The organism is Micromonospora sp. LOL_025, from assembly GCF_048060285.1.
Classification (GTDB): domain Bacteria; phylum Actinomycetota; class Actinomycetes; order Mycobacteriales; family Micromonosporaceae; genus Micromonospora.
In genome coordinates, this window is record NZ_JBHMIR010000006.1 from 222,465 (window position 1) to 247,793 (window position 25,329).

The window sequence follows — 25,329 nt, forward strand, 5'->3', positions numbered from 1 at the left end:
ACGTCTCCGTGCCCTGACCACCGCCCTCTACATGTCCCGCACGTTTCACCGCGTCGTCCGGTTCGCCGTGCCCGTCGGGGCTGCCGCGATGGTGCTGGCCGCGCCGACCGCCGGCTACGCCGCCCCCGACAAGCCGGTGAAACCGGTCCCCAACGACCTACCGACCGTCATCTTCAACCTGCAGACCTGGGTGATGGGCATTCTCGCCGCCGTCGCCACCCTGTTCCTGGTCCTGGCCGGGGTGTACTGGGCCACCGCCGGCGGCGACCCGGCCCAGGTCGACAAGGCCAAGGGCGCGCTGAAAAACGCCCTGGTCGGCTACGGCCTCGCCGTGCTCGCTCCGGTCCTGCTGCAGGTGGTCCGGGGAATCGTCGGAGGCTGACGATGACCTGGACGCTCAACCAGATTCTCGACTGGTTCGCCAGCCTGCTGGTGGACTGCCTGAACGGGCTCGTCACCGCGATCACCCACGCGCTGCTGATCACCCCGGACGTCACCAGCCTGCCGCAGGTGCAGGCACTCACCGGACGGTCGGTATGGGTTGTCGACACCGTCTTCGTCCTGGCGTTCGTCGCTGTCGGCGTCCTCACCATGGTCGCCGGCGGCGACGAACGCGCCCGATTCACCGCCAAGGATCTTCTGCCACGGTGCGTCGTCGGATTCGTCACCGCCCACTTCTCCCAGCTGATCGCCGGCAGGCTCATCGAGGTCGCCAACGCGCTCACCACCGCATTGACCGCACAGGATTTCAACGGAGACAGGGCCCTCGATGCCATCGAGACCCACCTGACGGCATCGCGTGACCAGACCGCCGGCCTGTTGTTCATCGTCTGCCTGGCGATCATCGTGTTCCTGCTCGCCACCACTGCCTGCAGTGTGATCGTCCGGTTCGCGGTCGCGCTGGTGCTCACCGCGGTCGCGCCGATCGCGCTGGCGTGCCACGCCCTGCCGCAGACCGAACCGGTCGCCCGCATGTGGTGGCGGTCGTACGTCGCCATGCTGGCGGTCCCGGTGGTGCAGGCGTTCGTGCTCTTCGCCGGTCAGTGGATGCTGCTGGACACCGGCGCCATGCTGCCCGCCCTCGGCCTACCGGTCGAGCCGGGCGGCGTGCTCAACCTCTTCGTCGTGATGGTCCTGCTGTGGACCACGGTCAAGGTACCGGGGCTGATGCAGCGCTTCGCCACCAGCGGGGGCGCGCGTGGCGGCAACCCGATCGGCGCGGTCGTGCGGGTCGTCGTCGTGCAGCAGCTCACCCGCGGGCTGCGCATCCCCGCCCTTCGGTCGGTGCGACGATGAACCTCGACCGCCGCGACGAACAGGCCGCCACCGCCCGGATGCCCGCCGACGTGGACGCGCCGGACAAGGTGCTCTACGGGCTGACGTTCCGGCAACTCGCGATCCTGGCCGTGGCCGCCGTCGTCTTATACGGCGGCTGGAGTGCCCTGCACACCGTCGTGCCCGCGCCGGTGCTGCTCGGCGCAGCCGTCGTCCTCGGCGGCCTGGTGTTCGGCCTCGCTGTCGGCCGCCGCGACGGACTGCCCATGGATGTGTGGCTGGCCGCCGCGGTGCGCCACGTCCGGGCGCCACGCGCGTTGTCCACCACCGACACCACCGCGAAGACACCTGACTGGGTGCAGGCCCCGGCATCGAAGGTGATGCTGCCGGCGCCGCTGAAACTGCCCGCCGACGCCATCGACGAACACGGCGAGATCAACCTCGGGGCGATGAAGGCGGCGATGGTCGCGGCGACCAGCGTCAACCTGGCGCTCCGCACCGCCGACGAGCAGGCCGCCCTCGTCGACACCTTCGGCCGCTGGCTCAACAGCCTCTCCACGCCGACGCAGATCGTCGTGTCGGCGCAGCCGGTCGACCTGCACTCCGCCGCCCGCACCCTCGCCCAGGCGGCGGAAGAGATGCCGCACCCCGCTCTCGCGGACGCGGCAGCCGACCACGCCCGGTTCCTCGACGACCTCGCCGAACGGCGGGATCCGCTGCGCCGGCAGGTCCTCATCGTCACCCACGCGAACTCGGGCGAACGCAGCGAGCACGCCGCCCGACGCCGCGCCGACCAGACAGTCCGGGCCCTGTCCGGGCTGGGCGTGACCACCCGTGCCCTGGACGGCCACGCCACAACCGCCGCCCTGGCCGCCGCCGCCGATCCCTACCGGCCGCCCCGCCCCGGCGGACTGGCCGCCTCCCACACCATCATCACCGCGACTCCCGCCAGGGGGCCGCGCACCAGGAGGACATCGTGATCTCCGCCAGGCGCCGACGCGCCCACAACGACAACCACCCCGGTCCCAGCCCGCTGTCCACCGGACTGGCGGCGACCGTAGCGCCGGCCTCGGTGGAGGTCACGCCCCGGTTCCTGCGGGTCGGGGACGGCTACGCCGCCACCCTGGTGGTCACCGGCTACCCGGCCGAAGTCGGGCCCGCGTGGCTGGAACCGCTGCTGTCCTGGCCGGGCAGGCTGGACCTGGCCCTGCACATCGAGCCGATTCCCACCCCGATCGCCGCCTCGCGGCTGCGTAACCAGCGGGCCCGGTTCGAGTCCTCCCGTCGGGCGGACGAGCAGAGGGGCAAGCTGACCGACCCGTACGTGGAGGCCGTCGCCGACGACGCCGCCGACCTCGCCGAACGCCTCGCCCGCGGGTCGGCGAAGCTGTTCCGCGTCGGCCTGTACCTGACCGTGCACGCCCGCACCGAGGCCGAACTCCTCGAAGCCTGCGCGCAGGTGAAGGCCGCTGCCGCATCCACCCTGATCGAGGTGCAGCCCGCGACGTGGCGGCATCTGCCCGGCTGGACCACCACCCTGCCACTTGCCACTGACAGCCTGCAGATGCGCCGGACCATGGACACCCAGGCGTTGGCCGCCGCCTTTCCCCTCGCGTCGGCGGACCTGCCCGCTCCGCTACCCGGTGACCCCGCGACCACCGCTGGGGTGCTGTACGGGGTGAACCCCGACTCCCAGGGCATCGTCTGGTGGGACCGCTGGGCGCAGGAGAACCACAACAGCGTCGTCCTCGCCCGCTCCGGCGCCGGCAAGTCCTACTTCGTCAAGCTCGACGTACTCCGCAACCTGTACCAGGGAGTCCAGGTCGCCGTCGTCGACCCCGAGGACGAGTATTTGCGCCTCGCCGACGCGGTCGGCGGCACCATCGTGCGACTCGGTGCACCCGGCGTGAAGATCAACCCCCTGGATCTGCCGGCCGGGGACACCCGCCCGGACGTGCTCACCCGACGCGGCCTGTTCCTGCACACCCTCATCTCGGTGCTACTGGGGCAGCTGCCGCCACCCGCTGAGCGCGCCGCACTGGACCGGGCGATCCTCGCCGTCTACCGCCAGGCGGGAATCACCACCGACCCGGCCACCCACCACCGGCCCGCCCCCCTGCTGAAGGATCTGGTCGCGACACTGCGGACCGACGACAACGCCGCCGCCCACGAACTCGCCGCCCGCCTCGCCCCGTGGGTGGCCGGCTCGTTCTCCGACCTGTTCGACTCACCAACCACGACCCGCCCGGACGGGCACCTGGTCGTCTGGAGCCTGCGGCACCTGCCGGACGAACTGCGCACCGTCGGCACGCTGCTCGCCCTCGACTCGATCTGGCGGTCGGTAGACGCACCGGGTCGGGCCCGACTGTCCACCCGCCGCCTCGTCGTGGTGGACGAGGCATGGCTGCTCATGCGCGACGGTGAAGGCGCCCGGTTCCTGTTCAAGATGTCCAAGGCCGGACGGAAGCGCAACGCCGGCCTGTCGGTCATCACCCAGGACGTCGCCGACGTGCTCGGCACCGACCTCGGCCAGGCCGTCGTGTCGAACGCGTCCACGCAGGTGCTGCTCAAGCAGGCCCCGCAGGCCATCGACCAGGTCGCCGACGCGTTCGGTCTGACCGGCGGAGAACGGCGGATGCTGCTCGCGGCCCGGGTCGGGCACGGCCTGCTGATCTCCGGCACGAACCGGACCGCGTTCGAGTCGATCTCCTCGCAGGCCGAACACCTTCTCGCGACCACGAAGCCGTCCGACCTCGCCGACCTCGACCCCGACGACGGGGAGGAGGAGTTGTGACACCACCCCTTGCCGTGTCGCCAGCACCGGCGCCCAGCCCTTCCGGGCCGGGCGCCGGAGTCATTTCCCCGCCCGGCGCGCCCACGCGGTGGATTCTGCACGCCGCGCAGTGGGCGGTGGACCGGCCGTGGCTGCTCGGCGTCGCCGCCGCCCTGCTCGTCGCGTACGTCGCCGGGCGCAACCTGCTCGACGGGTGGCGGCACCGCCGCCACGCCGACGGCGCCCGCCTCGTCACCGTCGCCCCACCACCGGAGGTCGACCCGCACAGCGCCGCCGCGCTGTGGGCGAACCTGCACGGCACGCTCACCCCGTCCCGCCGACGCCGGCTGCTGTACGGCAGCCCGCACGTGGTGTGGCAGTACACCTGGACCGGCCGGCAACTGCTCATCAGCATCTGGGTGCCCGGCACGGTGCCGCAGGGAGCGGTCGAGGCCGCCGTACGCGCCGCCTGGCCCGGCGCCGCCTGCACCACCGACGACCAGGCCTCCCCGCCGGTCCCGCGCGACGTGCCCGCCGCCGTCGGCGGGCACCTGCTGCCGACGGCCGCCGAGTGGCTGCCGTTTTACACCGACCACGACAACGACCCGCTACGGGCGCTGATGTCCGCCGGGTCACAGCTCAAGCCGGACGAGTACGCCTGCGTGCAGGTCCTCGCCCGCCCCGCCACCCCACGCCGCGCCGCACGGGCCCGCCGCGCGGCGGGCAGGCTGCGCGACGGCAGGACCGCCGTACCGGCCATCAATCCCGCCGCGCCGCTGCTGTGGCTGATCGAGGTGTTCCTTCCCGGCCACACCACCACCGCCCGCAGCGGCGGCCAGCCGGCCGGCCGCCGGGACCCCGGCGTGGAGCGGGATGTGCGGGCGATCCTCGACAAGACCATTCACCCGCTGTGGACGATCGGCATCCGCTACGCGGTCGCCAGGAACACGCACCGCGCCGGCAGCGACCCCTACCCGAGACTGCGGGGCGTCGCGGACGCGATCGCCTCGTCGTTCGCCGTGTACGCCGGCCGTAACCGACTCGCCCACCGGGCGCGGATGCCGCAGCCGGTGGGCGTGCTGGCCACACGGCGGCTCGGAGCAGGGTTCCTGGCCTCCACCCCCGAGCTGGCCGTCCTGGCCGCCCTGCCGCGGGATCTGGCCGTACCGGGGCTGGACCGGGCGCGGGCGAAGTCCATGCCGGCCCCCGTGGCGGTGCCGACCGGCGGCCGGGGGATGAAGGTCCTCGGCGACGCCGAGGTCGGTGGCCACGCGGTGGCCCTGTCGGTCGCCGATGCGAGGTACCACATGCATGTGGTCGGATCGACGGGCTCCGGGAAGACCACTCTGCTGGTCAACATGGCCGTCGACGACATCAGAGCCGGCCGGGGCACTGTGGTCATCGACCCGCACGGCGACATGGTCCTCGACATTCTCGACCGGCTTCCCGCCAGCGTCGCCGGGCGGGTGGTGCTGTTCGACCCCGATCAGCCCAACCCGCCCACCCTCAACCCGCTGTCCGGCAACGACCCGGACCTCGTCGTCGACAACCTCGTGTCGATCTTCGGGAACATCTTCGCCAAGGCGTGGGGGCCGCGGATGGACGACGTCATGCGGGTGGCCTGCCTGACCCTGCTGCGGCACGCCAACGTCACCCTCCAGCACATTCCGCCCCTGCTGAACTCCGCCCAGTTCAGAAGCGCGATGACCGTCGGCCTGGACGACCCGGCCGGCCTGTCCGGGTTCTGGCAGTGGTACGACGGCCTCAATCCGGCCCTGCGTTCCCAGGTCATCGGCCCCGTCCTGGCCCGTCTGCGGGCGTTCCTGCTGCGGGACTTCGTCAAGCGCAGCATGCGCTATCCCCGGTCCAGCTTCGACATGGGCAAGGTCCTCGACGGTGGGGCGCTGCTGGTACGCATCCCGAAGGGCCAGCTGGGCGAGGACACCAGCAAGCTGCTCGGCTCCCTCGTCCTGGCGCAGGTGTGGCAGGCCGCGACCGCCCGCGCCGCCGTGCCGGCGGACAAACGCCGCGACGCCACCCTGATCATCGATGAGTGTCAGAATTTTCTGACCCTCGCCAACAGCCTCGACTCGATGTTGGCGGAGGCGCGGAAGTACCGGCTGTCGATGGTCCTCGCGCACCAGGACCTGGCCCAGTTCCCGAAGGACCTGCTCGCCGCGGCGTCGGCCAACGCCCGCAACAAGCTGTACTTCTCCGTCGCCCCGGAGGATGCCCGCGTCCTCGCCCGACACACCCTGCCCGAGCTCGACGAGCACGACCTGACCCACCTCGACGCCTACACCGCCGCCGGGCGCCTCGTCGTCGGCGGGCGGCAGACGCCGGCGTTCACCCTCAGGACCAGGCCGCCGAAGCCGGTCGCGGGCGAGGCGACGGTGATCCGGCAGGCCGCGGCGCAGGCGGTGCCGGCGCAGGACACCAGCGCGATCGACGATCTCGTCAACCGGTTCTCGGCCCGACCTGACGACAACCGCCGACCCCGGGGCAAGAGCGGCCCGAAGGCGGACGCCTGAACGTCGCAGGGCATCTGGAGCGAGATCGACAGACCGGTCGACCGGAGTGGCCCGCGTCCCGGTCATCCCTTCCGTGAGGGCTTCACCAGCCCTTCACCACCGATCACCTCGCGGCGCTGACAGATCCGGCCGTGGGGGTCTGTCAGCGCCGCTCACCGGCGTCACCAGCTCGTGGTGACCATCTCACCGAACTCAGACACCCTCCCCTCGGAGGGACTCCTCTTCCGCCTGGAGATCCACCGTGCCCGCCAACAACTCCGCTTCTCGCTCGTCCTCCGCTTCTTCCGCCTCCCGTTCGTCGTCTCGTCTGGCTCGTCTTGACCGGCTTCGTCGCCTCACCGTCCGGGACCACCAGCTGCTGCGGTGGCTCGCCGAGCACTACGTGCTCTCCACCGGCCAGGTCGCGGCAGCCCTGTTCACCTCGCTTCGCGCAGCCCGGCTGCGCCTCGCCCAGTTACACCAGATGGAGGCGGTCAGCCGGTTCGTCGACGTCACCACCGGCAGCGGCCAGTACCTCTACACCCTCGGCCCGCTCGGCGCCGTGGTCCACCCCACCCAGTTCAACGACCCGAACCAGGCCAGCGCCCGCGCCCCCCGGACCAGCATCGACCGCACCGAACGCATCATCGGCAGCCGCCGCCTGGCCCACCTGCTCGGCACCAACCAGCTGTTCATCGACCTCATCGGCCACGCCCGCACCCACGAGCACGCCCGGCTGGCGCGCTGGTGGTCCGAACAGCACACCACCGCCGCCTTCGCCGCCGCCTCCTACGCCGCCGGCAGCGGAACCGGTGTCCAGCCCGACGGGCACGGCATCTGGCACGCCAACGGGCGCACCGTCGGGTTCTTCCTCGAACACGACAACGGAACCGAACCCCTCGCCACCGTGCTGCGCAAGCTACGCGGCTACGAGCAGCTCGCCACCTACGGGCCGCGCTACCCGGTGCTGCTGCACGTCCCCGGCCGCCGCCGCGAACACCACCTCCTCGACGCCCTCGCCGGAGTACCCACCGCCATGCCCGTCGCCACCGGCCTCCACGGCGAACACCCCGCCGGACCCACCTGGACCCTCACCACCGGCCCCGGTCGTCGCTGCGGCCTGCACGAACTGCCCTCCGACCACGGCCCGGACAACCCGCCCACCAACCCGCACCGCTTCCCCGACACCGACCCCGGCGGCCCCGACCCGCAGCCCTGACATCCACCCCCACCGCGCGCGGAGGCAGGTTGCCCACCGCTCGTGGGCGACTGTGAGACCGACGAGATCTCACAGTCCCGCCGCCCCTCACCCGCCGAGCCGAACAGTCGTCTGACAGTGCAGGCCAACCGCACTACTGACGATCATGACGGCGGCCGGTGCTGACAGATCCGGCCGCTACCTTCATCGGCACCACCCTCACCCACATATCGCTCCATCCGGTCCGGTCCCACCTCGGGAACCACCGCCGCACCCCACGGTGCCTCCGCCCACCCGCCTTCTCGGCCGGTCGGCGCCCGCGCCGCGCGGCGACCCCCAGGTCGCACCGCACCACCAGCACCACCCCGCTGCGCCCGTCCCCTGTTCGCCTCGCGAGCCGACCCATGCACCCGGTGGGCCGGCCACTTCCGCGCGCCCACAGCGCGCTCCGACCGAAGGAGGAACTTCAGATGACCGCAACCAACGATGCCGCGACTCCCCTGAGCCGCTACGGCACCCGCGTACCGACGGTGACGACCCGCAAGGGCCGCACGACCGCCCCCACTGCCACCGGCAGCACCACGGCCGCCACCACCCCGGTGGTCACGCCGACCGCGACGATCAACACCATGATCGTCTGCCTGCCCGACGGTCTACCGTCGCAGGCCCTCACCGCCACCCAGCTCGACCGGCACTTCGGTGTGTCCGGCACCCTGCAGCCCCGCTTCTGGGCAACCCCGGGCATGTGGCTGTGGCAGCGCGGCCACCTCGTCGCGCCCCGCAAGGGACGCCCGATGTACTGCGCCGGTGGGCCCGTCAAGCTGCTCGACCTCGCCGCCATGCGCCACGCCGCCGGGGTCGGCGCCGGCATCCGACACCAACTGTGGCAGCAGGTTGTGCACGGCACCCGGCCGGCCACGCCGTGGTCGGCCCTGCTGGCCCGTCACCTGGCGGACCCCGCCCGGTATCCGCGCGAGCGGGCCGAGGCGGACTTCCACAACCAGGCCCGTGTCTGCGCCATGCGGATGCACAACGCGGCCAACTACGGCGCCGCCCACCTCAGCGTGGGAGAGCTGGAGATGTTCCAGGCAGGTCCGATGGCCTACCAGCACTACAGCGCCACCACGGCAGTGTGCGGCGACGCCCTGCTTATGCCGGACGGGCACAAGCTCACGCCCGCGAGCGACGCCCTCGCTCACCGGGTGACCTACCTCGAACAGGCAAACCGCTACCTCACCACCGTTGAGGCCGACCAGCGGCTGCTCGCCGTCGCCCTGTAGCAGCACCGAACCGGGAACCGGTCGGGCCGCCACCCATTCCCTTCTTCCCGGGGATCGGCGGCGGCCGACCGGCTCCACCAACCCCACCCGCGCCGCGCCGGCCTCCGGCAGCAGAAACGAACTCTGCAGCCGGGCCGCTGCCCTGCGACGCACACCCGGCCACGACGGGTGCGGCCGCTGCCGCCTCGCCAAGTCCACCGCCACCTGAACCACGCCCGTCCGGGAGTGCATCCGACCCGCTTGTGCGGGCCACGCACCGTACCCCCGGGCCAGAGCAGCGTGGCGTGAACCCGCTACGGCCGGTGCGGCACCGCCCGGCGCCCCGGGCCGGGGCGCCCCGCAAGCCCGGCCGGCAGAAGCGGCCGACCTTTCCCTTTTCCACGATCACGATCAGGAGATCTCCTCGCCATGTCCGACCGACTGTGGTTCCGCATTGACGAAGTCCTGCCTCTCGCCGAACACGCCGCCGCCAACCACGCGCACCTCAGGACCCGTCAGCAGTGCCGGGCCGGCATTCCGGACCAGGCCGCACTCATCTGGTCCCACGACACCGACGGTGACTGGTTGTCCTCCAACGGCGTCCCCCGCTGGTACGACGCCGACGGCACCGACCACCGCGTCCTCGCCGAAACCTGGACCCACACCGCCACCGGCGCGACCGGCAACCCGGTCCCCGCCGACGACGGGCACGGATTCCTGCCCCTGCACACGGAACATCTCGACGGCCGGCGGAACCTGCTCGACCTGCTCCGCTACGCCCGCCACCACGGGATGCACTGGTTCGGGCTGCACCCGGACCCGGCGAGCGAGGCCACCAATGACCGCTACCGCATCTCCCGCAGCTGCGGCGACATGAGCCCGCCACTTGCCACCTGGACCCCGGCGACCGTCACCTGCGGGGTGGTCGGCGGCGGCGCCTACCGCGCCATGGTCGCCACCGGCTACACCACACTCACCCGCGCCGGGGTGCTGTGCCGCTTCCCCCGGTTCGCGGTGCAGCGCATGGCCGCCCACCTCGACGCCCGCTATCCCGGTGACATGCCCGGCGAGCGTCCCCGCCTGCGGTTCGACGGTGACGAGGTCGTTGTCGAGTGGGAGGACGACGACGGCCTGGGCAGCCGCTGGGTCGAGCACGACCGGGTCGCCCCGGACGCCAACCGCTGCTACGCCATCGGCGCCTACCAGTGGCCCTGGGTCCTCGTCGCGTCCGGGGCGACCACCGCTGCCAGCGACCCGGCGGACCGGTCGCGGTGATCGTCGACGAGGTGTTCCGCCAGGGTGGCCACGGCACCTACGAGCTGACCCGGGTGCACCACACCGACGGGTACGTCCTGCGGGTGCGGGTCTGCCGCGACAGCTACGCCACGCAGAGCACGGCGGTCGCCGAGGTTCTCACCCCGCTGTCCACCTGGACGACCATCGCCAGCAGCCCCGGTGGCGGCTGGCACCGCACGACCCCGACCGCTTCACCGGACGCGGCGCCGCTGATCCCGGTCGCCGACGAGGTGCTGCAGCGGGCGCGGCGGCTCCTTCCCGTGCCGCCGCCGTTCATCACGCCCGGCCGGTAACCCGCCGGGGCCGCGCCCTCCCCCGCTGCCCTGCCCGCCCGGTCGCACCTCGCGCACCAGCGGACGCAGCCCGGCGCCACGCCTTCCGAGCCTCCATCCGCCCGCCGCACCACGGCGGCTGATAAGCGCGTCCGCGGCCCACCGCCGCCGACCCGCTCCTACCACCGGCACCACCTGGCCGATGCCCGGCCACCCGCGCACCCGCGCACACCCGGGCACGGCCGTGCCCGGGTTCCCACCCGCAGAAGGGAACCGATCATGACATCCAGCACCATGTCGGCCTCCGGCAGGCAGCCCACCATCGCCGTCGTCGGCGGCAGTATCACCGGCCCCGTCACCGCGCTGCTGTTGCTGCACGCCGGATTCGACGACATCACCGTCTTCGAGGCCACGCCAGCGTCCGCACCCCTGGGCGGTGGCCTTATCGGCCTGGAACACTCCGCCCTCGACGTGCTCGACCGCCTCGGCATCCCGCAGCACGAGATCGTCGCCCACCACTCCGAGGCCATCGTCCAGATGAACGTCCGCGACCGTCAGCCGGCCGAAACCGTCCGACGCACCTACCCGGGGCGGAACACCACCTGGACGCTGCTGCACCAGGCGCTGACGCGCCGCCTGCCCGCCGGCGTCCTGCACTCCGGCATGAAGGTCACCGCCCTGGCCGAGGAGGCCGGCCAGCTGGTGCTGCGGTTCCGCGACGGCCACACCGCGCCCGCCGACCTGGTCGTGTTCGCCGACGGACGGTCCTCCACCGGCCGCCGGCTGCTGGATCCCGACCGGATCCTGCGCTACGCCGGCTACGTCGCCCACCGCGGCATCGCCGACATCACCCCCGAGCCCGGCCTGCGGGACTTCCTGCGTCTGCAGCCCTGCCCCGGCGTGCAGTTCAACCTCGCCCCGGTACCCGGCGGCTACGACTGGACCTTCTACCTCAACTGCACCAGCGCCGAGTACGCGCAGCGGTTCGGCGCCGAACCCATCCGCCGGGTGTTCGCCCTGCCCCGGCACGTCAGCCCCGCCGCCCGAACCCACGTCGACACCCACGCCGACCTGCTCCTCCCGGCCGGCCACGCCGCCGTCGTCCACACCACCACCACCCGCATGGCGGTACCGGTCCTCGACATCACCCCACCGGACCGCATGGTCTGGCCCGTCGGCGCCGGTCACGCCGTCCTCCTCGGCGACGCTCTCGCCCCCGTGCGCCCCCACACCGCACGCGGCGCCAACAACGGCATCGAACAGGCCGCCGGCCTCACCGCTGCCCTCACCCAGCACCGCAAGTACGCCGCCGACCTCACCGCTGCCCTGCACGGCTGGCAACGCCGCCACCTGCCCGTCGCCGTCGCCGCCGTGCACCGCGGGCCCGTCATCGGCCGCCGGCTCGGCCTCGGCACCCACCGACCCGCCCGGTAGCCCACCCCGAGAGGAAAGGAGGTGGCTCCCTCATGGCCACCAGGATCACCGCGATCCTCGTCGACGACCTTGACGGCTCCACCGACGACGTCGCCACCTACCAGTTCGCCTTCAACGGCGCCACCTACGAGATCGACCTGTCCGCCGGCAACTTCGACCGGATGGCCGCGGCATTCGGCCCGTTCATCACGGCCGGGCGGCGTCTGCCGAAACAGCCTCAGGCACCACGGCGGAAGGGCGGCACCGCGACCGGCCGCACCCAGAGCCATGAGATCCGCACCTGGTGGTGGACCGCCGACTGGGAAGGACTGAACCTGCCCCGGCCACGAACCGGGGGCGTCATCCCCGCCGCGGTGCGCGACGCGTACCACGCCGCGCACTGACCCGGCTCCCAACGTGCCGCCCGGCGAGCGATCACCGGGCGGCACACCCGTACGCGTCGCCGCAGTCCCACGTTCCGGGCAGACGACTTGATCAATACCCGGATCGAAGCGTGCATCAGTGCACACGCCTCACTCACCAACACCTGCCGCCGGCAGGAGAAAGGGGGCCACGCGCCCATGACCAGCGCCCCGACCAACACGACCACCGATACGCCCGCAACAGCGCCCAGCGTCGCGAAGGTCCTCGCCGCGCTGCACCGGCTCGGCGAGGCCACCGCCGCCGCCATCGCCACCGAGGCCGGCCTCGGCTACTCGACCACCACCCCGAAACTGCGCACCCTGCTGACCGCGGGACTGGCCGAGTCCGCCCGAAGCGGCACCGGACGCAGCCTGTGGCGGCTGACCGACACCGGCCGCGCGCACGCCGAACAGGGCGATCACGGCCAGGCCGCAGCGGAGCCCGCCACCCGCGACGCCGGCACGTCCGGGACCGCCGCAGAACCAGGGCCGCGCGGTGACGAACCGCAGGAGAGCCAGGAGGCTGCCGGGCAGGAGCATGACCAGCGGCCGACCGCCGAGGTTCCCGCCGACGGGCAGCCGGAGGCCACCCGGGAGTCGGCATCGCCGGCTCCCGGTGACGTCGAGGCGGCGCCCGACGAATTCACTGAAGCCGCGGACACCGAAGCCGAGCATGGCGACGACAGCGGCCCCTCGACCGCCGAGCCCGAGGTGCCGGGCGCGACCGGCGGCACGGGGCAGGCCACCGGCACGACTCCCGCAGCGGACGATGCGGACGCCGGGCCGGCCGTATCGGACGAGCCGGCCAGCGGCAGCACCACCGGCGACCCGGCCACGGACGAATCACCCGCCACGGCGCCGGCCACGGAGGCGGCGGGCGAGGCGGCACAGGCCCCTACCCGGCGGGCGTCGGGTTCCCTGCGCGGCGCGATCCTCGACATCCTCGAGGCCAACCCCGGCCAGCAGTACAAGGTCAGCGAGCTGTGCAGGCTTGTCGACCGGGCCAACGAGGCAACCGGCGCGAAGAAGGCCAGCGCGGGCGCGGTCCACAACGCCGCCGTGAAGCTCGTCGGGACCGGGCGGGCGGTCCTGGCCGCCGAGAAACCCGCCACGTTCGCTCTCGCCGACACCACCGCCTGAACGACCCCGCCAGCCGGTAGCCCGGGGGCGGGCGTCGAACTTCCCGGAACCACGCCCGCCCCCGGTGCTCCTTAGACGACAAGGAGCTCCCGAAGTGTCTCCCATCCTGACCTCGATCGTCACCGCCGCCGGTGGAATCCTCGCCGGTCTCGCCCTCGCCGGAACACTGCTGTGGCGCCAGCAGCAGGCGCTGACCCGCGCCCGCTACGCCGCCGAGCACGACGACACCACCGGTCTGCCCAACCGGCGGGCCCTGCTCGCCGCCGCCGGCCGTGCCGCCCAGCGCGGCACCCCGTTCGGGCTCGTTCTGCTCGACCTCGACTGCTTCAAAGCCATCAACGACACGCTCGGCCACGAGGCCGGCAACGACGTCCTCACCGAAGTCGGCCGACGGTTGGCCGCACTGCGAGCGCCGGTGCGGCTCGCCGCGCGGCTCTCCGGCGACGAGTTCGCCCTGCTGGTCGACGGCAACCCCGACGACGTCGCCGCTGTCGCCCGCGCCGCCTGGCGGGCGGTCGGTCGTGACCCCGTCGACCTCGGCGCGCACGCGCTGGCCGTGCGCGCCAGCGTCGGGCACACCAGCGCCGCCCTCGGCGTCAGCCTCCGCACCCTGCTGCACCAGGCCGACACCGCCATGTACCAGGCCAAGCAAACCGGAACCGGGGTACGCGGCGCCACCGCCACCACCGGCCACACCAGGCCACTGCCGGGTACCCGCCCGCGGGACCTACACCGCCGCTGACGCTCACGGACACGCCAGGAGGACCTCGCGCCCGTCGACGTGCGCGAGGTCCTCACCATGCGCCGCTCGGCGGCAACGAGGGCCACTACCGGCGCGGCGTCTCCCGCCACCTGCTCACCACCGTCGACCCGCCCGCGTACGCCTCCACCCCGAGCAGACCACCTGAGCAGCGACCCCGCACCGCCGTGCCGGGCGGGCAACGTCCTACCCGCCCGACACGACTTGACCTTTACCAAGAGATGAGGGTCGATCAACGCCGGTCGTCGTCCGCCGACGGACCTCAGCATCCCGCTGGCCCCGACGCGAGTCGGGCGACGACCACGCATGCCCGCGATCCGCCGACCGAAGGGCCACCCGCCATGGCACACCCCGCACACCCCGACGACCGCAGCCAGCGTCCCAGCGACCGCACCGCAGTACCGGACGACGTCACCGACAGGCTTCTGTGGGCGCTCGCGGTCGACGTCGCCGCCGCCCACCGACCCGGATCCGACGGCGCCTGCACGAACCTGCAGTGCCGCGGGCAGCACGGTCCCTGCTGGGCGCTACGCACCGCCCGCCGCGCCGAACAACACGCCCGCCGCGCCACCACCCTCGCCCCGCCGTCCGCGCCGCCCTCGTCGCGCCCGGTCGGAGCCGCGCGCGGACGCGCCTCCGTTCCCGCCGTGCCGCGTCGCTTCACCGGCTGGTTCACCCCCGCCCACCCGCCGACGCCCCTGATGCGGCCCACGCCCGTGCCGCACGCGGTACCGCCGGAGTCCAGGCTCCACCGGCGTCCACCCGTCGCGGCTCTGGCTGCCTGAACACGCATCAGCTCATCTGGATCGCCCTCATCAAAGACCCGACGGGCGTCCCTGCTGCACGGCGAGACACCTGGCGTCCTCGTCCGCTGATCCCCGTACTCGTCCGAAGGCCGCGCGACGCCCCTCCACGGGTCCGCGCGGCCCTTCGCCGTCTCCGCGCTGCACCGGCCCGCCGCCCGCCCTGGCATGAAGGAGTGACCAGTCATGACCACCCGCTTGCTGTCCTGGATCGCCATCGCGGTCGCCGGCGTCCTGCTGCTGTGCTCCGGGCTGGCCACCACTCTGATCTTCGGCGGCGGCGCCGGCGCCTGCGGTATGACCGGCAGCGTCACGGCCACCGCGTCGTCGGCGCTCGGCGCCGCTCCGGACGGGACCGCTCCGATCGGTGACTGGAGCGCCGAGCAGGTCGGTAACGCCGCCACCATCACCGCCGTCGGCATGCACCTCGGCGTCCCACCCCGCGGCTGGGTCATCGCCGTGGCCACCGCGATGCAGGAATCCTCCCTGATCAACACCCCGGGTGGGGACCGTGACTCGGTCGGCCTCTTCCAACAGCGACCCTCCCAAGGCTGGGGCACCCCCGAAAAGTTGCAGGATCCCCGGTACACGGCGACGAAGTTCTACCAGAGGCTGCAGACCGTCGACGGCTGGCAGGCGATGCCGCTCACAGAGGCCGCCCAGGCCGTGCAGGTCAGCGCCTTCCCCGACGCCTACGCCAAGTGGGAGGGACCGGCCACCCGGTTGGTCACCGCGACCGCCGGCACCGCCGGCCTATCCACCGAAGGCCTGGCCGTGTGCGGGGCCACCGGCCCGTGGACGCAGCCGGTCCTCGCCCCTGTCGGGTCGGGGTTCCGTAGCTCTGACCGACCGGGCCACGACGGCGTCGACCTCAGTGCCCCGCGCGGCACCGTCATCCGCGCGGCGTCCGCCGGGACCGTCCGCACCGTCCGCTGCAACGCCGTCCACGCCGACACCGGCGCCGAATGGGGCTGCGACCGCGACGGTGACCCCGTTCTCACGCGCGGCTGCGGCTGGTACGTCGACATCGCCCATGCCGGTGGGCTACTCACCCGCTACTGCCACATGGACCAGCCGCCGATGGTGGCGGTCGGGCAGCCGGTCGCTGCCGGTCAGCCCCTCGGCGTCGTCGGCTCGACCGGGCACAGCTCCGGCCCGCACCTGCACTACGAGGTGCACCAGAGCGGCGATGCCAGCCCGAACGGCGCGATCGACCCGGTGCCCTTCATGGCCGCTCAGAACGCGCCGCTCGGCACAAGGCCCTGAGCGATACCGGTGGATCAATGGCCACCCAGGCTCGGCTGCCGTCCCGCCGGGGACGGCCGCCCCAACCCTCATCCACAGATTCCCAAGGAGGAAGGCACGTGAGCACACCCACGCTGATCGGCGTTGCCGAGTTCGGCGGCAGGTACACCGCCCGCCTGATCCAGTTCGGCGAGAGTCCGGAGGTCCTGGTGCCGCTACTGCGCCGGATCTGGACCGACACGTTCCGCCGGGACACCGACGCCATGGACACCGCCCTGCTGGCCCGCGACTGGTGGTCCCTCGCCATCAACCCCAGGCCCCGGCGCTGGGACCCGCAGCCGCCCGTGCCCGGACTGGGCTACCCGGCCGTCACCAAGGACGACACGATCCGGCAAGGCTCGCTGCGGGAGACCCTCGGCGGTTTTCTCGAGTGGCTGTACCTGCTGCACCTCGACCAGCGGCTGGTGGTGGTGTACGAGGCGACGGTCCACGGCCGCTGGCTGCGGCACAGCGCCCACCACCTCGACCCGTTCGAGGATCTGTTCGTCACCGCGCCCGCTCTCGATGAGGGCGGTGTGGAGATGACGGTGTGCACCGTCTGCGGCGCGGTCGACGAGATCGACCACGTCGAGGTTCCGTCCATGGCCGGCTACGGCCACGACACCGCCACCAGCTGCACCCGCTGCGGCTCCTCGGTCGCCACCGACCCGGTGTTCGGCGGCCACGTCACCCGTAAGCCCTGGCCACCGCACACCCCCACGACTGGCAGCACCCGGTGAACACCGACCACATGCCGCCACCGGCCGCCGATGACGCCGTCCCTTCCACCGACCCCCGAGAACCGATCGGAAACCCCATGACCAGCTACGAGGCCGGGCAGCGCGTCGCCCTGCTCCACACCACCGACCCGTACACCCTGCTGCGGCCCGGCGACACCGGCACCGTCCGCCGCCACAACCAGCAGCACAACATCGTCGAGGTCACCTGGGACAGCGGCTCGACACTGTCGATGTGCCTCAACGACGGTGACCGCATCGCACCGGCCGCCACCCCGCCACCCACCGGCGATCCGGTCGCCGAGGCCGCCGAATGGGCCGCCGTGCTGCAGCGGATGCGCGCCGCCGGCACGGAGGCCGGCCGTACCGCCGCCGAGTGGTGGGCGCAGGACACCATCGGCGCCAGGGCCGGCGGCGGCACCCGCCTGGCCGCACGCCGGATCCTGGCCGGCATCAACGAAGTTGATCCCGTCGTCCTCGACACCCTGCCCCGTTTCTCCTCGGCGGAAGATCCGATCGACACCGCCGGGTGGGAGCTGTTCGCCGACGCCAACGGCGCCGTCTCCGGCTGGTTCGGGCTGCGCATCCAACAGCGCGACGAGGCGATGGCCGTCTACCGCGACGCCTACGACACCGCCGTCACCGACCGCGTCACTGAACTGTGTCACCTCGCGGCCAGCCCCACCGGCCGCGACGTGTCCCACCTGCGCCCCGACCGGGTCCGTATCGGCGGTGTCGGCGTGTTCTCCGGCGAGTGGGCGCGCACCACCGGGCCCGACGGCGACGACCGGATCGAGGTCGGGTTCGTCGGCACCCTGATCGACCACTGGAACGGGTGGGCGGTGTTCTCCTGCACCCGCCCGGTGTCCGAGGCGATCGTCGCCGACCAGCAGCGCCACCGCGACCGGTACCGCCACCGCCTGCGCGAGCAGGGCGTACCGGCCGACGACCTGGACCGGCGGGTGGACTCGGAACTGGCCGACCTGTCCTTCGACGGCGACGTCATCGTCGCCGACCAGCGCGCCCTGTCCGACGACCCGGAAGCCATCGAACGCATCCCTCCGGACGGTGACGGTCGGTACGTGGTGATGGGCCGCAGCTGGTGCTGGGAGGCCGTCGACCCGTACGCCTGCGACCGGATCGTCGGCGACATGCCCGACGCCGACCAGGCATAGGCCGGCACCCCAACCACGCGGCATCTGCCGGGGCTGAGCCGGATTCGGCGACGGCATCCCTCACCCCACGACAGGTAAGACCAACAGGAAGGAAACCCCAGTGACCATCCGTACCCAAGAGGAGATCGTCACCCGGGTCTGGGCTCTCCGGGCCGGACGCGGGGACATCTTTGGCTTCCGGGAGGAGGTGCTCGTGGAGGCACTCGACCTCGACCATGCCCGCCAGGTCATCGCCCCTCGACACCCGGGCGAGTGGACCCAGCGGGTCGACCACGAGACCTACGCCCGGGACTACCTGCGATTCGCCGTCGGGAAGATCCTCGACCACCGCGGCAACTCGGCGAGCCGGTCGGTGGACAAGCTCGGCGAACTCGCCTGGCTCCTCGGCCGCGACGACATCGTGGCGGCGATGAACCACGCCGGCTACCCGATGTACGGGGCGCCCAAGGTCAAAGCGTTCGCCGACGGGTTCGGCTGGCCGTTCCTCGACGACCTCGACGGCGACGACAGGCTGGCGCTGGCCCGGATGGCCGAGGGACAGCAGTGCGACCCGCAGGGCTGCGAACGGGGCTGCGCCGACTGACCACGACCGCGCTGTCAGCAAGTCTCCCGGCCCTCACGGTGCACGCGTAATCAGCCGGCGCTCCCGCGATCCCGCACCGCGCGCCCATTCGACTTGATCGATTGAGAAGGTGGGGGTTCCATCGTCGGCGCCGACACCGCCCGCGCGGCCTCGACACCGACCAGCACGCACCAGCGGCGATCCAGCGCGTCGCCGTAACCCTTCAGCACCACCGGGGTGTGGTCGCCCTCCTGCCCGGCCCGGGCCGGCAGAGGTTGGCCCCACCCGTCTCCGCTGTGCGGTACCCACCGCCCGCGCATCCGGAGACGGGTGCGCGGGCCCGACCCTGGAATCGAGGCAACCCCATGACCACACCACACCCGCCGGCCGGTTCACCGCAGAACGACCCGGCCCCGGCCAGCGGCGCCGGCACTCCCACCACCGAGGCGGACACCGTCCGGTCCGGCTACCTCTACCGCAAGGTCGCCCTGCACCTGGCCGACCACCCCGATGACATCCTCAAGGTCGGCGAGATCACCCGGGGCATCGGCGCACCGTCGTCCGGAGCGGTGTTCGAGGCGCTGAAGAAGATGGCCACCGCCGGACACGCCACCCACCACCGCGACCCGCACCACCGCTTCCAGATCACCCAGGCCGGCATCGACGCCGCCGGCACCCTCCCACCCGCCGCACCCCGCACCCGCTCCAGCGGCAGTGCCGGTGGCGGCCGGCAGTCCCGGCCCGCGCCGGTAGCACGACCGAACGGGACGCTGTACCACCCACGGCGGCTCGGCAGGGGCTGGGACGTCGAGGAACTGCGACGGCTCCGCGCCCAGCAGGTGCCCGTGCTGCTGTACGGACCACCCGGCACCGGCAAGACCGCCATGGTCGAGGCCGCGTTCCCCGACCTGCTCACCGTCGCCGGCACCGGCGACACCGTCGTCGACGACTTCCTCGGCTCCTACAACCCGGTCCCCGGCGGCGGCTACGAGTTCGTCCACGGCCCCCTCGTCACAGCGATGCGGGAGGGGCGCGTGCTGCTGGTCGACGACGCCACCCTCATCCCGCCCCGCGTCCTGGCCGTGCTGTACCCGGCCATGGACGGCCGCGGTGTCATCACCATCCCCGCCCACGGCAACGAGACCGTGGAAGCCGTCGACGGGTTCTACATCGTCGCCGGCCACAACCCGGGCGTGCACGGCGCGGTCCTCACCGAGGCCCTGGCCTCCCGGTTCACCGTCCACCTGCACGTCACCACCGACTGGGACCTCGCCCGCCAACTCGGCGTCCCCAAGCAGGTCGTGGCCGCGGCGATCGACCTCAACGCCGACCTCGCCGCCGGCAAGACCGTCTGGGCGCCGCAACTGCGCGAGCTGCTCGGCTTCGTCAAGGTCCGCGACCACCTGGGCACGACCGCAGCCCTGGCCAACCTGGCCGGCATCGCCCCCGAGGACGCCCGCGACGACGTCACCGCCGCCCTGTCCCGACACACCGGCACGCCCATCACCGCGCTGGCCCTCGGCAAGCGTTGACCCTTCACCCCTTTCTGGAAGGAGCCACTCCGTGTCACACCCGCACACCCACCTGCGCCCCGGCACACCGCCGGCACCGGCTGGCACCGCCGCCTGGCGGGCCTGGTCGCAGGCATGGACCCAGCACGTCCCGCTGCTGACCGGCCGCACCGACCTCACCGTCCTCGTCGCCCCCGGCGCCGCCGGAGACGCCCCCGAATGCTTCTACCCCAACCTCAACCGCATCGAGGTCGACGCCACCTACATCGCCGAGCGCCCCGACGTCACCGACCCGGCCAAGGCCCGACACAAGCGCCTCGTGCCCACCGGATACGGGCTGCTCGTGCACGGCGCCGCGCACGCCGCGCACAGCCGCTGGACCACCCCGCCCGGCACCCCGCTGATCCTCGCCGACGTCGCCGCCATGCTGGAGGAATCCCGGGCCGAGGGACGCCAACGCGCCCGCCGCCGGGGCGACCGCCGCTGGCTGCGGCACGTCGTGAAGACCCTCCTCGACCCCGACGACGCGGCCGTCGACGACCCGTGGCACGCCGGGCAGCTCGCCGCCCTGCTGCTGGCCCGCGTCGACGTCCGCATCGTCACCAGCAAGGACGTCCGCCCGGTCCGGGCCGCGGTCACCAGCGTCCTCGGCCGCAAACGCCTGCGGCAACTGCGCGACATCTGGCGCGAGGCCCACACCTGCGACGACACCGACGCCGACACCATGATCACCCTGGCCCGCCGATGGTGCCAGGTCCTCGGCATCGACCCCGACCAGCAGTACGACACGCCCGTACCGGACGCCGGCATGTTCCCCGGCCGCCTCGCCGCGGCCCTCGTCGACTACCTCGCCGTCGCCGCCGGTGTCACCCCGACCGAGTACGCCACCGCGCTGCTGGCCCACCGGCACAGCCCACCAGCCCAGTGGGACCGCACCGACCCGACCGAGCACGAACACCGCGCGGCCCGCGACCTGTCCAACCGGCTGCGGCAGGCCCGCACCCAGCACCCCGAACCCGGCCGGCGCCCCTCGGCCATCCCACCCGGTCGTCTACGGACCCGGCAGGCCATCACCGCCGAAGCACAAACTGCCGCCGGACAACTCCCGACAGCCGCCCCGTGGCAGCAACGCGCGCAACTGCCTCCGGAGAAACCCCGCCTGCACCTGGCGGTCCTGGTCGACCTGTCCGGGTCGATGCGCCGCTACACCGAGGCCATGTCCTCCGCCGCGTGGATCTTCGCCAACGCGGCACGCCGTGCCGAGGCGACGACCACCACCATCGGGTTCGGCGACCGCACCACCGTCCTGGTGCCTCCACGCACCTACCCCAGGCAGGTGCTGCACATGCGCACCGGCCTCGCCACCGCCACCTTCCCGGAAGCAGTCAAGGTGGCCGACCAGCTCCTCGACCTGCGCCACGGCCGCACCCTGCGGATGCTGGCCGTCGTCTCCGACGGCTACCTCGACGACATCCCCGCCGGGCAGCAACTCGTCACCACCCTGCACCGCGCCGGCTGCGCCGTGCTGTGGCTACACCCCGCCGACCCGCCCACCGGCGGCGAACCGGCCGACCCGGACCAGATCTGGGGGCACACCTTCACCCACGCCACCACCCTGACCGTCACCGACCCGACCGGGGCCATCGCGGCGATCGCCGACGCCGCCGTCACCGCCCTCACCCAGGCCTGATTCCCGGCCGGGGCCGGCCCTGAGCCAACGGCCGACCAGTCCCACCCGCGCCACGGTGCTGCCCGGCCACGTGGCCGGGCAGCACCGCGCGCCGGGACCCACGACGTACCAGGGCCAGGAATGCGGGGGCCGCCACAGGCCGCCCGACTCGTATCTCGCGGAGGGCCGATGTTGAACGGCCCCGCTGCTGCCTCCGCGACTTGACCACCCCGCGCCATCGAAGCGTGCATGCATCGCGTCCCGACCGACCCGGTCCGGGACGCGGTACGACGCTGCCCATCAAGGAGTTCCTCATGCGTTACGGCACCGACGACGAATGCCCCTTCGACACCGACAACCGCGCCTGGCGGCGCCTCAGCGATGTCACCAGCGAACACTTCGACGCCATCTTCTGGAACCGGGACCTGGACGGACGGCCGGTCCTGCTCACCCTGCGCGACATGCACACCGGGGACACGATCACCCTCGCCGTCCTCGATTCCCTGGAGATCCGCGATCCGCACGCGCTGCTGGCGGTCCACACCAGCGGCGAACTCGGCGCCCACGGCCCCACCAGCGGCGCCGAAGCGGCCCGCTCCCACGCCGCCACGCTCGCGCTCGACAGCACCACGCTCGCCGTGACCAAACCCGTGCCGCTGCACGACCCCGCCGTCACGGCGCTACCCGCAACCGGCTGGGTCGGCCTACCGCCCGACCTCGTCCCGGTCCTGCGGCCAGCCCCCGACGACGCGCGGGCCGTTGTTCTCGTGCTGCTCGACCGTACCGAAGGCTGGCTCGCCGCCGTCGGCCCGTTCCCCACCCGCGCCGCCGCCGACAGGTGGCAACCCGCGGACGGGCCCGGCCGCGCCGCCGACCGGCTCACCGTGCCGCTGCACCCGGTCACCATCGAGCAGGCCCAGCGGTGACCAGCACCCGACCACTGGCACAGCCCGCCTCACCCATCGTGGCCATCGACGTCGACGGCGTCCTCAACCCCGCCGACCCGGCCCACGCCGAGACGCTCGGCTACCGACCGCACCGCTACGACGGGCCCGACCCGGACGGCCGGCGCGTCACCGGCACCGTCTGGCTGCACCCCGACCACGGGCCGTGGCTGCGGGAACTGGCCGAGCACGCCCAACCGGTGTGGTGCACCAGGTGGAACCACCTCGCCGCCGCATGGATCGCGCCACGACTCGACCTGCCGACCTGGCCGCACATCCCCATCCACGCCGGCGGTGTCCGCTTCGGCCACCAGAGCAAACTCGCCGACCTGTACGCCTGGGCTGCGCGACGGCCACTCGCCGTCCTCGACGACGAGTTCGGCGGCAAGGACCCCACCGCCGCCGGCCAGCGCACCGCCAGCGGCGCACCCACCCTGCTCCACCCGGTCGACCCGTGCGACGGGCTGCGCCGTGCCGACGTCGACACGGTGCTGACCTGGCTGGGTCAGCTCTGACCAGGCCAGACCGGCGCCACCCGGCGCCGAGGCATTCCCCTCACCCGGATCCGCCGGGCCCGCATCCACCGATGCGGGCTCCGCGCCGCAGTGACAAGGAGTTGGCTATGGACAGCTTGTCCGATCCCGCTGACGAACCAGGTACCGACCGGTCACCCGGACTCAGCGTCGGCGACCCGGAACTGGGCAAGACCCGACGGCTCACCCGCGAGTGCGCCACCTGCATCTTCAAGCCCGGAAACCCCATGCACCTCGAACCCGGCCGGCTCAAGCAGATGGTGACCGAGGCGCGCGGCGGCGCCGGCTACATCATCTGCCACTCGACCCTGCCCTACGCCGGTAGTCCGGTCCCGCCCGCGGTCTGCCGTGGTTTCGCCGACCGCTACCGCACCTGGCAACTCGAGGTCATGGAACGACTCTGGGGCTTCGTCGACGTCGAGCCACCCGACCCGGACTCCGCCCGAACCCCCGAATGATCAGGAGACACCCCTCATGCGTGACATCGACGACTTCCTCCGACGCCAAGAAGAAATCATCGAAACCACCGGCTGGGCCGTCACCCACGTGCTGCCCACCGACGACGCCACCGTTCCGTTCGCCTACACCGTCGGACTCACCGCCCACGACTACCCCGAACTGATCACCGCCGGACTGCCACCCGAGGTCGCCCACAGTCTCCTCAACGACCTGGCCCGCCGGGTCTACGACAAGGCCGAACGGTTCACCCACGGCCAGCGCATCAGCGACCTCATCGCCGGCTACGACGCGATCGTCATCGGCGGACCACCCACCGACGAACTGCCACCCGCGATGGCGATCAACCGCTACGGCCGCGACCGGATCCGCCTCCAACAGCTCGTGTGGCCCGACCGGCACAACCGGTTCCCCTGGGAAGACGGGTACAGCTTCGCCCCGCAGGCACAGCCGCTGATCGCCCAGCCATCGCCATCGCCGCTGACTGGCCATGGACCAACGCCCTAACCGGCGCAATCAGCCGTCTCGCCGCACTGCCACGACCCGCCGGCTGACCCCGAACCCTCACACCTCAACACGCAGCACGGAGGAACCCGGCCCAGCGTCGGGCCATCAGCGTGCCAGCGAACCGGCCGACCAGCCCAAACCAACATCGTCGACCAGCAGCTGTCAGCGACCGCCGTGATGGAGGACCGAGGCTAACCGTTCCGGCGGTCGGGCCAGAGCCGGATCAGGTACTGCTCGGTGCCGTCGAGGCTTCGCCAGGCGGCGAAGGAGTCGTCGGAGGAGGCGGAGAGGGTCGCCCCGCCCACCCGGGCGGCCTCCTGCTGCATCTTGGCGCGGCCGGTGTCTCCGAGTGCGACGGCGTAGCGGCCCGGCCCGTCGGGCAGGTGGACCTCCGGTACGTCTAGCGGGAAGCTCGGGTCCGCTTCCACCACGAGCCGGCCGGTGGCGAGTTCCAATGTGGTCCGTGGTTCCCAGTGCCAGGGCGGCTCGTCGGCGGGCGCGACGTCCAGAACCTCGATTCGGATCCGGGGGCAGGTCATCTGGTGGGCGCCACGGACGAGGAGGATGCCGCTGGCGGCGGCGCAGAGACGTCCGCGACGGCTGTTGGGAATGCGGGAAGCCTGGAAGGCAGCCAGCCGGGCTGCACGGCTGGTGGCATCGACGTCCCGAACCAGAAACAGGCCGTTGTCGGTGGGAATGACAGCGTCGACGACCGTCGGCACGGATCCAGCTCCTTCGGAACGCGCTCGGGGCCCCGCGTCGGCTTGACGCGGAGCCCTGAGCCGTTGGATCGATTCCTTGTACGTCGTCTCGGGCTAAAAGGCGCCAAC

24 protein-coding genes and 1 pseudogene are annotated in these 25,329 nt (G+C 72.5%); 23 read left to right on the plus strand and 2 right to left on the minus strand.

The window, feature by feature from the left end; genetic code table 11:
• The first annotated feature begins 31 nt into the window (after window positions 1-31).
• From ACFHW0_RS11260 to ACFHW0_RS11340, 17 genes are all read left to right on the plus strand, one after another.
• Window positions 32-382, plus strand: coding sequence for a pilin (locus tag ACFHW0_RS11260; protein WP_416607310.1), 351 nt, complete (start codon window positions 32-34; stop codon window positions 380-382).
• A gap of 2 nt (window positions 383-384) precedes the next feature.
• Entirely contained in the window at window positions 385-1,296 is a 912-nt protein-coding gene (locus ACFHW0_RS11265; protein ID WP_416607211.1) for a conjugal transfer protein TrbL family protein, read from the plus strand.
• Window positions 1,293-2,255 carry a PrgI family protein gene (locus tag ACFHW0_RS11270; RefSeq protein ID WP_416607212.1) on the plus strand — a complete coding sequence of 321 codons (963 nt, stop codon included), beginning with the start codon at window positions 1,293-1,295 and terminating at the stop codon, window positions 2,253-2,255. Before ACFHW0_RS11265 ends, ACFHW0_RS11270 begins: the two co-directional genes overlap by 4 nt.
• 53 nt (window positions 2,256-2,308) lie before the next feature.
• On the plus strand, window positions 2,309-4,069 hold the full coding sequence (locus tag ACFHW0_RS11275) for a VirB4 family type IV secretion system protein (RefSeq protein WP_416607311.1): 1,761 nt from the start codon (window positions 2,309-2,311) through the stop codon (window positions 4,067-4,069).
• Window positions 4,066-6,579 (plus strand): type IV secretory system conjugative DNA transfer family protein, encoded by a 2,514-nt coding sequence (locus tag ACFHW0_RS11280; protein WP_416607213.1) that lies wholly within the window; start codon window positions 4,066-4,068, stop codon window positions 6,577-6,579. The genes ACFHW0_RS11275 and ACFHW0_RS11280 overlap by 4 nt, the downstream gene beginning before the upstream one ends.
• 307 nt (window positions 6,580-6,886) lie before the next feature.
• The gene (locus tag ACFHW0_RS11285) at window positions 6,887-7,777 is read left to right on the plus strand and encodes a replication-relaxation family protein (RefSeq protein ID WP_416607312.1); all 891 of its coding nucleotides are present in this window, start codon (window positions 6,887-6,889) and stop codon (window positions 7,775-7,777) included.
• A gap of 449 nt (window positions 7,778-8,226) precedes the next feature.
• On the plus strand, window positions 8,227-9,036 hold the full coding sequence (locus tag ACFHW0_RS11290) for a hypothetical protein (protein ID WP_416607214.1): 810 nt from the start codon (window positions 8,227-8,229) through the stop codon (window positions 9,034-9,036).
• Between the two features lie 408 nt (window positions 9,037-9,444).
• The gene (locus ACFHW0_RS11295) at window positions 9,445-10,290 is read left to right on the plus strand and encodes a hypothetical protein (RefSeq protein WP_416607215.1); all 846 of its coding nucleotides are present in this window, start codon (window positions 9,445-9,447) and stop codon (window positions 10,288-10,290) included.
• Entirely contained in the window at window positions 10,287-10,604 is a 318-nt protein-coding gene (locus ACFHW0_RS11300) for a hypothetical protein (RefSeq protein WP_416607216.1), read from the plus strand. Before ACFHW0_RS11295 ends, ACFHW0_RS11300 begins: the two co-directional genes overlap by 4 nt.
• 258 nt (window positions 10,605-10,862) lie before the next feature.
• Entirely contained in the window at window positions 10,863-12,017 is a 1,155-nt protein-coding gene (locus tag ACFHW0_RS11305) for an FAD-dependent monooxygenase (protein ID WP_416607217.1), read from the plus strand.
• 32 nt (window positions 12,018-12,049) lie between these two features.
• Window positions 12,050-12,400 carry a histone-like nucleoid-structuring protein Lsr2 gene (locus ACFHW0_RS11310; protein ID WP_358115008.1) on the plus strand — a complete coding sequence of 117 codons (351 nt, stop codon included), beginning with the start codon at window positions 12,050-12,052 and terminating at the stop codon, window positions 12,398-12,400.
• A gap of 177 nt (window positions 12,401-12,577) precedes the next feature.
• On the plus strand, window positions 12,578-13,558 hold the full coding sequence (locus ACFHW0_RS11315) for a MarR family transcriptional regulator (RefSeq protein WP_416607218.1): 981 nt from the start codon (window positions 12,578-12,580) through the stop codon (window positions 13,556-13,558).
• Window positions 13,559-13,652: 94 nt separating this feature from the next.
• The gene (locus tag ACFHW0_RS11320; protein WP_416607219.1) at window positions 13,653-14,300 is read left to right on the plus strand and encodes a GGDEF domain-containing protein; all 648 of its coding nucleotides are present in this window, start codon (window positions 13,653-13,655) and stop codon (window positions 14,298-14,300) included.
• 1,007 nt (window positions 14,301-15,307) lie between these two features.
• Window positions 15,308-16,387 (plus strand): M23 family metallopeptidase, encoded by a 1,080-nt coding sequence (locus tag ACFHW0_RS11325; RefSeq protein WP_416607220.1) that lies wholly within the window; start codon window positions 15,308-15,310, stop codon window positions 16,385-16,387.
• A 98-nt stretch (window positions 16,388-16,485) separates the two neighbouring features.
• Window positions 16,486-17,145, plus strand: coding sequence for a hypothetical protein (locus ACFHW0_RS11330; protein ID WP_416607221.1), 660 nt, complete (start codon window positions 16,486-16,488; stop codon window positions 17,143-17,145).
• A 77-nt stretch (window positions 17,146-17,222) separates the two neighbouring features.
• The gene (locus ACFHW0_RS11335) at window positions 17,223-18,317 is read left to right on the plus strand and encodes a DUF4314 domain-containing protein (protein ID WP_416607222.1); all 1,095 of its coding nucleotides are present in this window, start codon (window positions 17,223-17,225) and stop codon (window positions 18,315-18,317) included.
• Window positions 18,318-18,417: 100 nt separating this feature from the next.
• Window positions 18,418-18,900: a hypothetical protein gene (locus ACFHW0_RS11340; RefSeq protein WP_358114987.1), complete on the plus strand. Its 483-nt coding sequence runs from the start codon at window positions 18,418-18,420 to the stop codon at window positions 18,898-18,900.
• A gap of 50 nt (window positions 18,901-18,950) precedes the next feature.
• Here the strand turns inward: ACFHW0_RS11340 and ACFHW0_RS11345 are convergent, their stop codons facing one another.
• A complete protein-coding gene (locus tag ACFHW0_RS11345) occupies window positions 18,951-19,112 on the minus strand; it encodes a hypothetical protein (RefSeq protein WP_416607223.1) in 162 nt (53 codons plus the stop codon).
• Window positions 19,113-19,244: 132 nt separating this feature from the next.
• Here ACFHW0_RS11345 and ACFHW0_RS11350 point away from each other — a divergent pair, with 132 nt between their 5' ends.
• The 6 genes and pseudogenes from ACFHW0_RS11350 to ACFHW0_RS11375 all read left to right on the plus strand — a co-directional run.
• A complete protein-coding gene (locus ACFHW0_RS11350) occupies window positions 19,245-20,411 on the plus strand; it encodes an AAA family ATPase (protein ID WP_416607225.1) in 1,167 nt (388 codons plus the stop codon).
• A 31-nt stretch (window positions 20,412-20,442) separates the two neighbouring features.
• The gene (locus ACFHW0_RS11355) at window positions 20,443-22,080 is read left to right on the plus strand and encodes a VWA domain-containing protein (protein WP_416607227.1); all 1,638 of its coding nucleotides are present in this window, start codon (window positions 20,443-20,445) and stop codon (window positions 22,078-22,080) included.
• A 293-nt stretch (window positions 22,081-22,373) separates the two neighbouring features.
• Entirely contained in the window at window positions 22,374-22,985 is a 612-nt protein-coding gene (locus ACFHW0_RS11360) for a hypothetical protein (RefSeq protein WP_416607229.1), read from the plus strand.
• Window positions 22,982-23,518 carry a hypothetical protein gene (locus tag ACFHW0_RS11365; RefSeq protein WP_416607230.1) on the plus strand — a complete coding sequence of 179 codons (537 nt, stop codon included), beginning with the start codon at window positions 22,982-22,984 and terminating at the stop codon, window positions 23,516-23,518. Before ACFHW0_RS11360 ends, ACFHW0_RS11365 begins: the two co-directional genes overlap by 4 nt.
• Before the next feature lie 107 nt (window positions 23,519-23,625).
• Complete coding sequence (locus tag ACFHW0_RS11370) at window positions 23,626-23,994, plus strand: hypothetical protein (RefSeq protein WP_416607232.1); 369 nt, start codon at window positions 23,626-23,628, stop codon at window positions 23,992-23,994.
• 16 nt (window positions 23,995-24,010) lie between these two features.
• Window positions 24,011-24,409, plus strand: a pseudogene (locus ACFHW0_RS11375) (DUF4262 domain-containing protein); the annotation flags it as partial.
• Window positions 24,410-24,690: 281 nt separating this feature from the next.
• Here ACFHW0_RS11375 and ACFHW0_RS11380 read toward each other — a convergent pair.
• Window positions 24,691-25,221 carry a hypothetical protein gene (locus tag ACFHW0_RS11380; protein WP_416607234.1) on the minus strand — a complete coding sequence of 177 codons (531 nt, stop codon included), beginning with the start codon at window positions 25,219-25,221 and terminating at the stop codon, window positions 24,691-24,693.
• Window positions 25,222-25,329 lie beyond the last annotated feature (108 nt).

Bases quoted from the DNA above. Each gene is read 5' to 3' on its own strand.
- ACFHW0_RS11335 (WP_416607222.1), top strand. From the start codon at position 17,223: ATGACCAGCTACGAGGCCGGGCAGCGCGTCGCCCTGCTCCACACCACC.
- ACFHW0_RS11290 (WP_416607214.1), top strand. From the start codon at position 8,227: ATGACCGCAACCAACGATGCCGCGACTCCCCTGAGCCGCTACGGCACC.
- ACFHW0_RS11265 (WP_416607211.1), top strand. From the start codon at position 385: ATGACCTGGACGCTCAACCAGATTCTCGACTGGTTCGCCAGCCTGCTG.
- ACFHW0_RS11260 (WP_416607310.1), top strand. From the start codon at position 32: ATGTCCCGCACGTTTCACCGCGTCGTCCGGTTCGCCGTGCCCGTCGGG.
- ACFHW0_RS11295 (WP_416607215.1), top strand. From the start codon at position 9,445: ATGTCCGACCGACTGTGGTTCCGCATTGACGAAGTCCTGCCTCTCGCC.
- ACFHW0_RS11305 (WP_416607217.1), top strand. From the start codon at position 10,863: ATGACATCCAGCACCATGTCGGCCTCCGGCAGGCAGCCCACCATCGCC.
- ACFHW0_RS11370 (WP_416607232.1), top strand. From the start codon at position 23,626: ATGGACAGCTTGTCCGATCCCGCTGACGAACCAGGTACCGACCGGTCA.
- ACFHW0_RS11360 (WP_416607229.1), top strand. From the start codon at position 22,374: ATGCGTTACGGCACCGACGACGAATGCCCCTTCGACACCGACAACCGC.
- ACFHW0_RS11325 (WP_416607220.1), top strand. From the start codon at position 15,308: ATGACCACCCGCTTGCTGTCCTGGATCGCCATCGCGGTCGCCGGCGTC.
- ACFHW0_RS11270 (WP_416607212.1), top strand. From the start codon at position 1,293: ATGAACCTCGACCGCCGCGACGAACAGGCCGCCACCGCCCGGATGCCC.
- ACFHW0_RS11350 (WP_416607225.1), top strand. From the start codon at position 19,245: ATGACCACACCACACCCGCCGGCCGGTTCACCGCAGAACGACCCGGCC.
- ACFHW0_RS11315 (WP_416607218.1), top strand. From the start codon at position 12,578: ATGACCAGCGCCCCGACCAACACGACCACCGATACGCCCGCAACAGCG.
- ACFHW0_RS11310 (WP_358115008.1), top strand. From the start codon at position 12,050: ATGGCCACCAGGATCACCGCGATCCTCGTCGACGACCTTGACGGCTCC.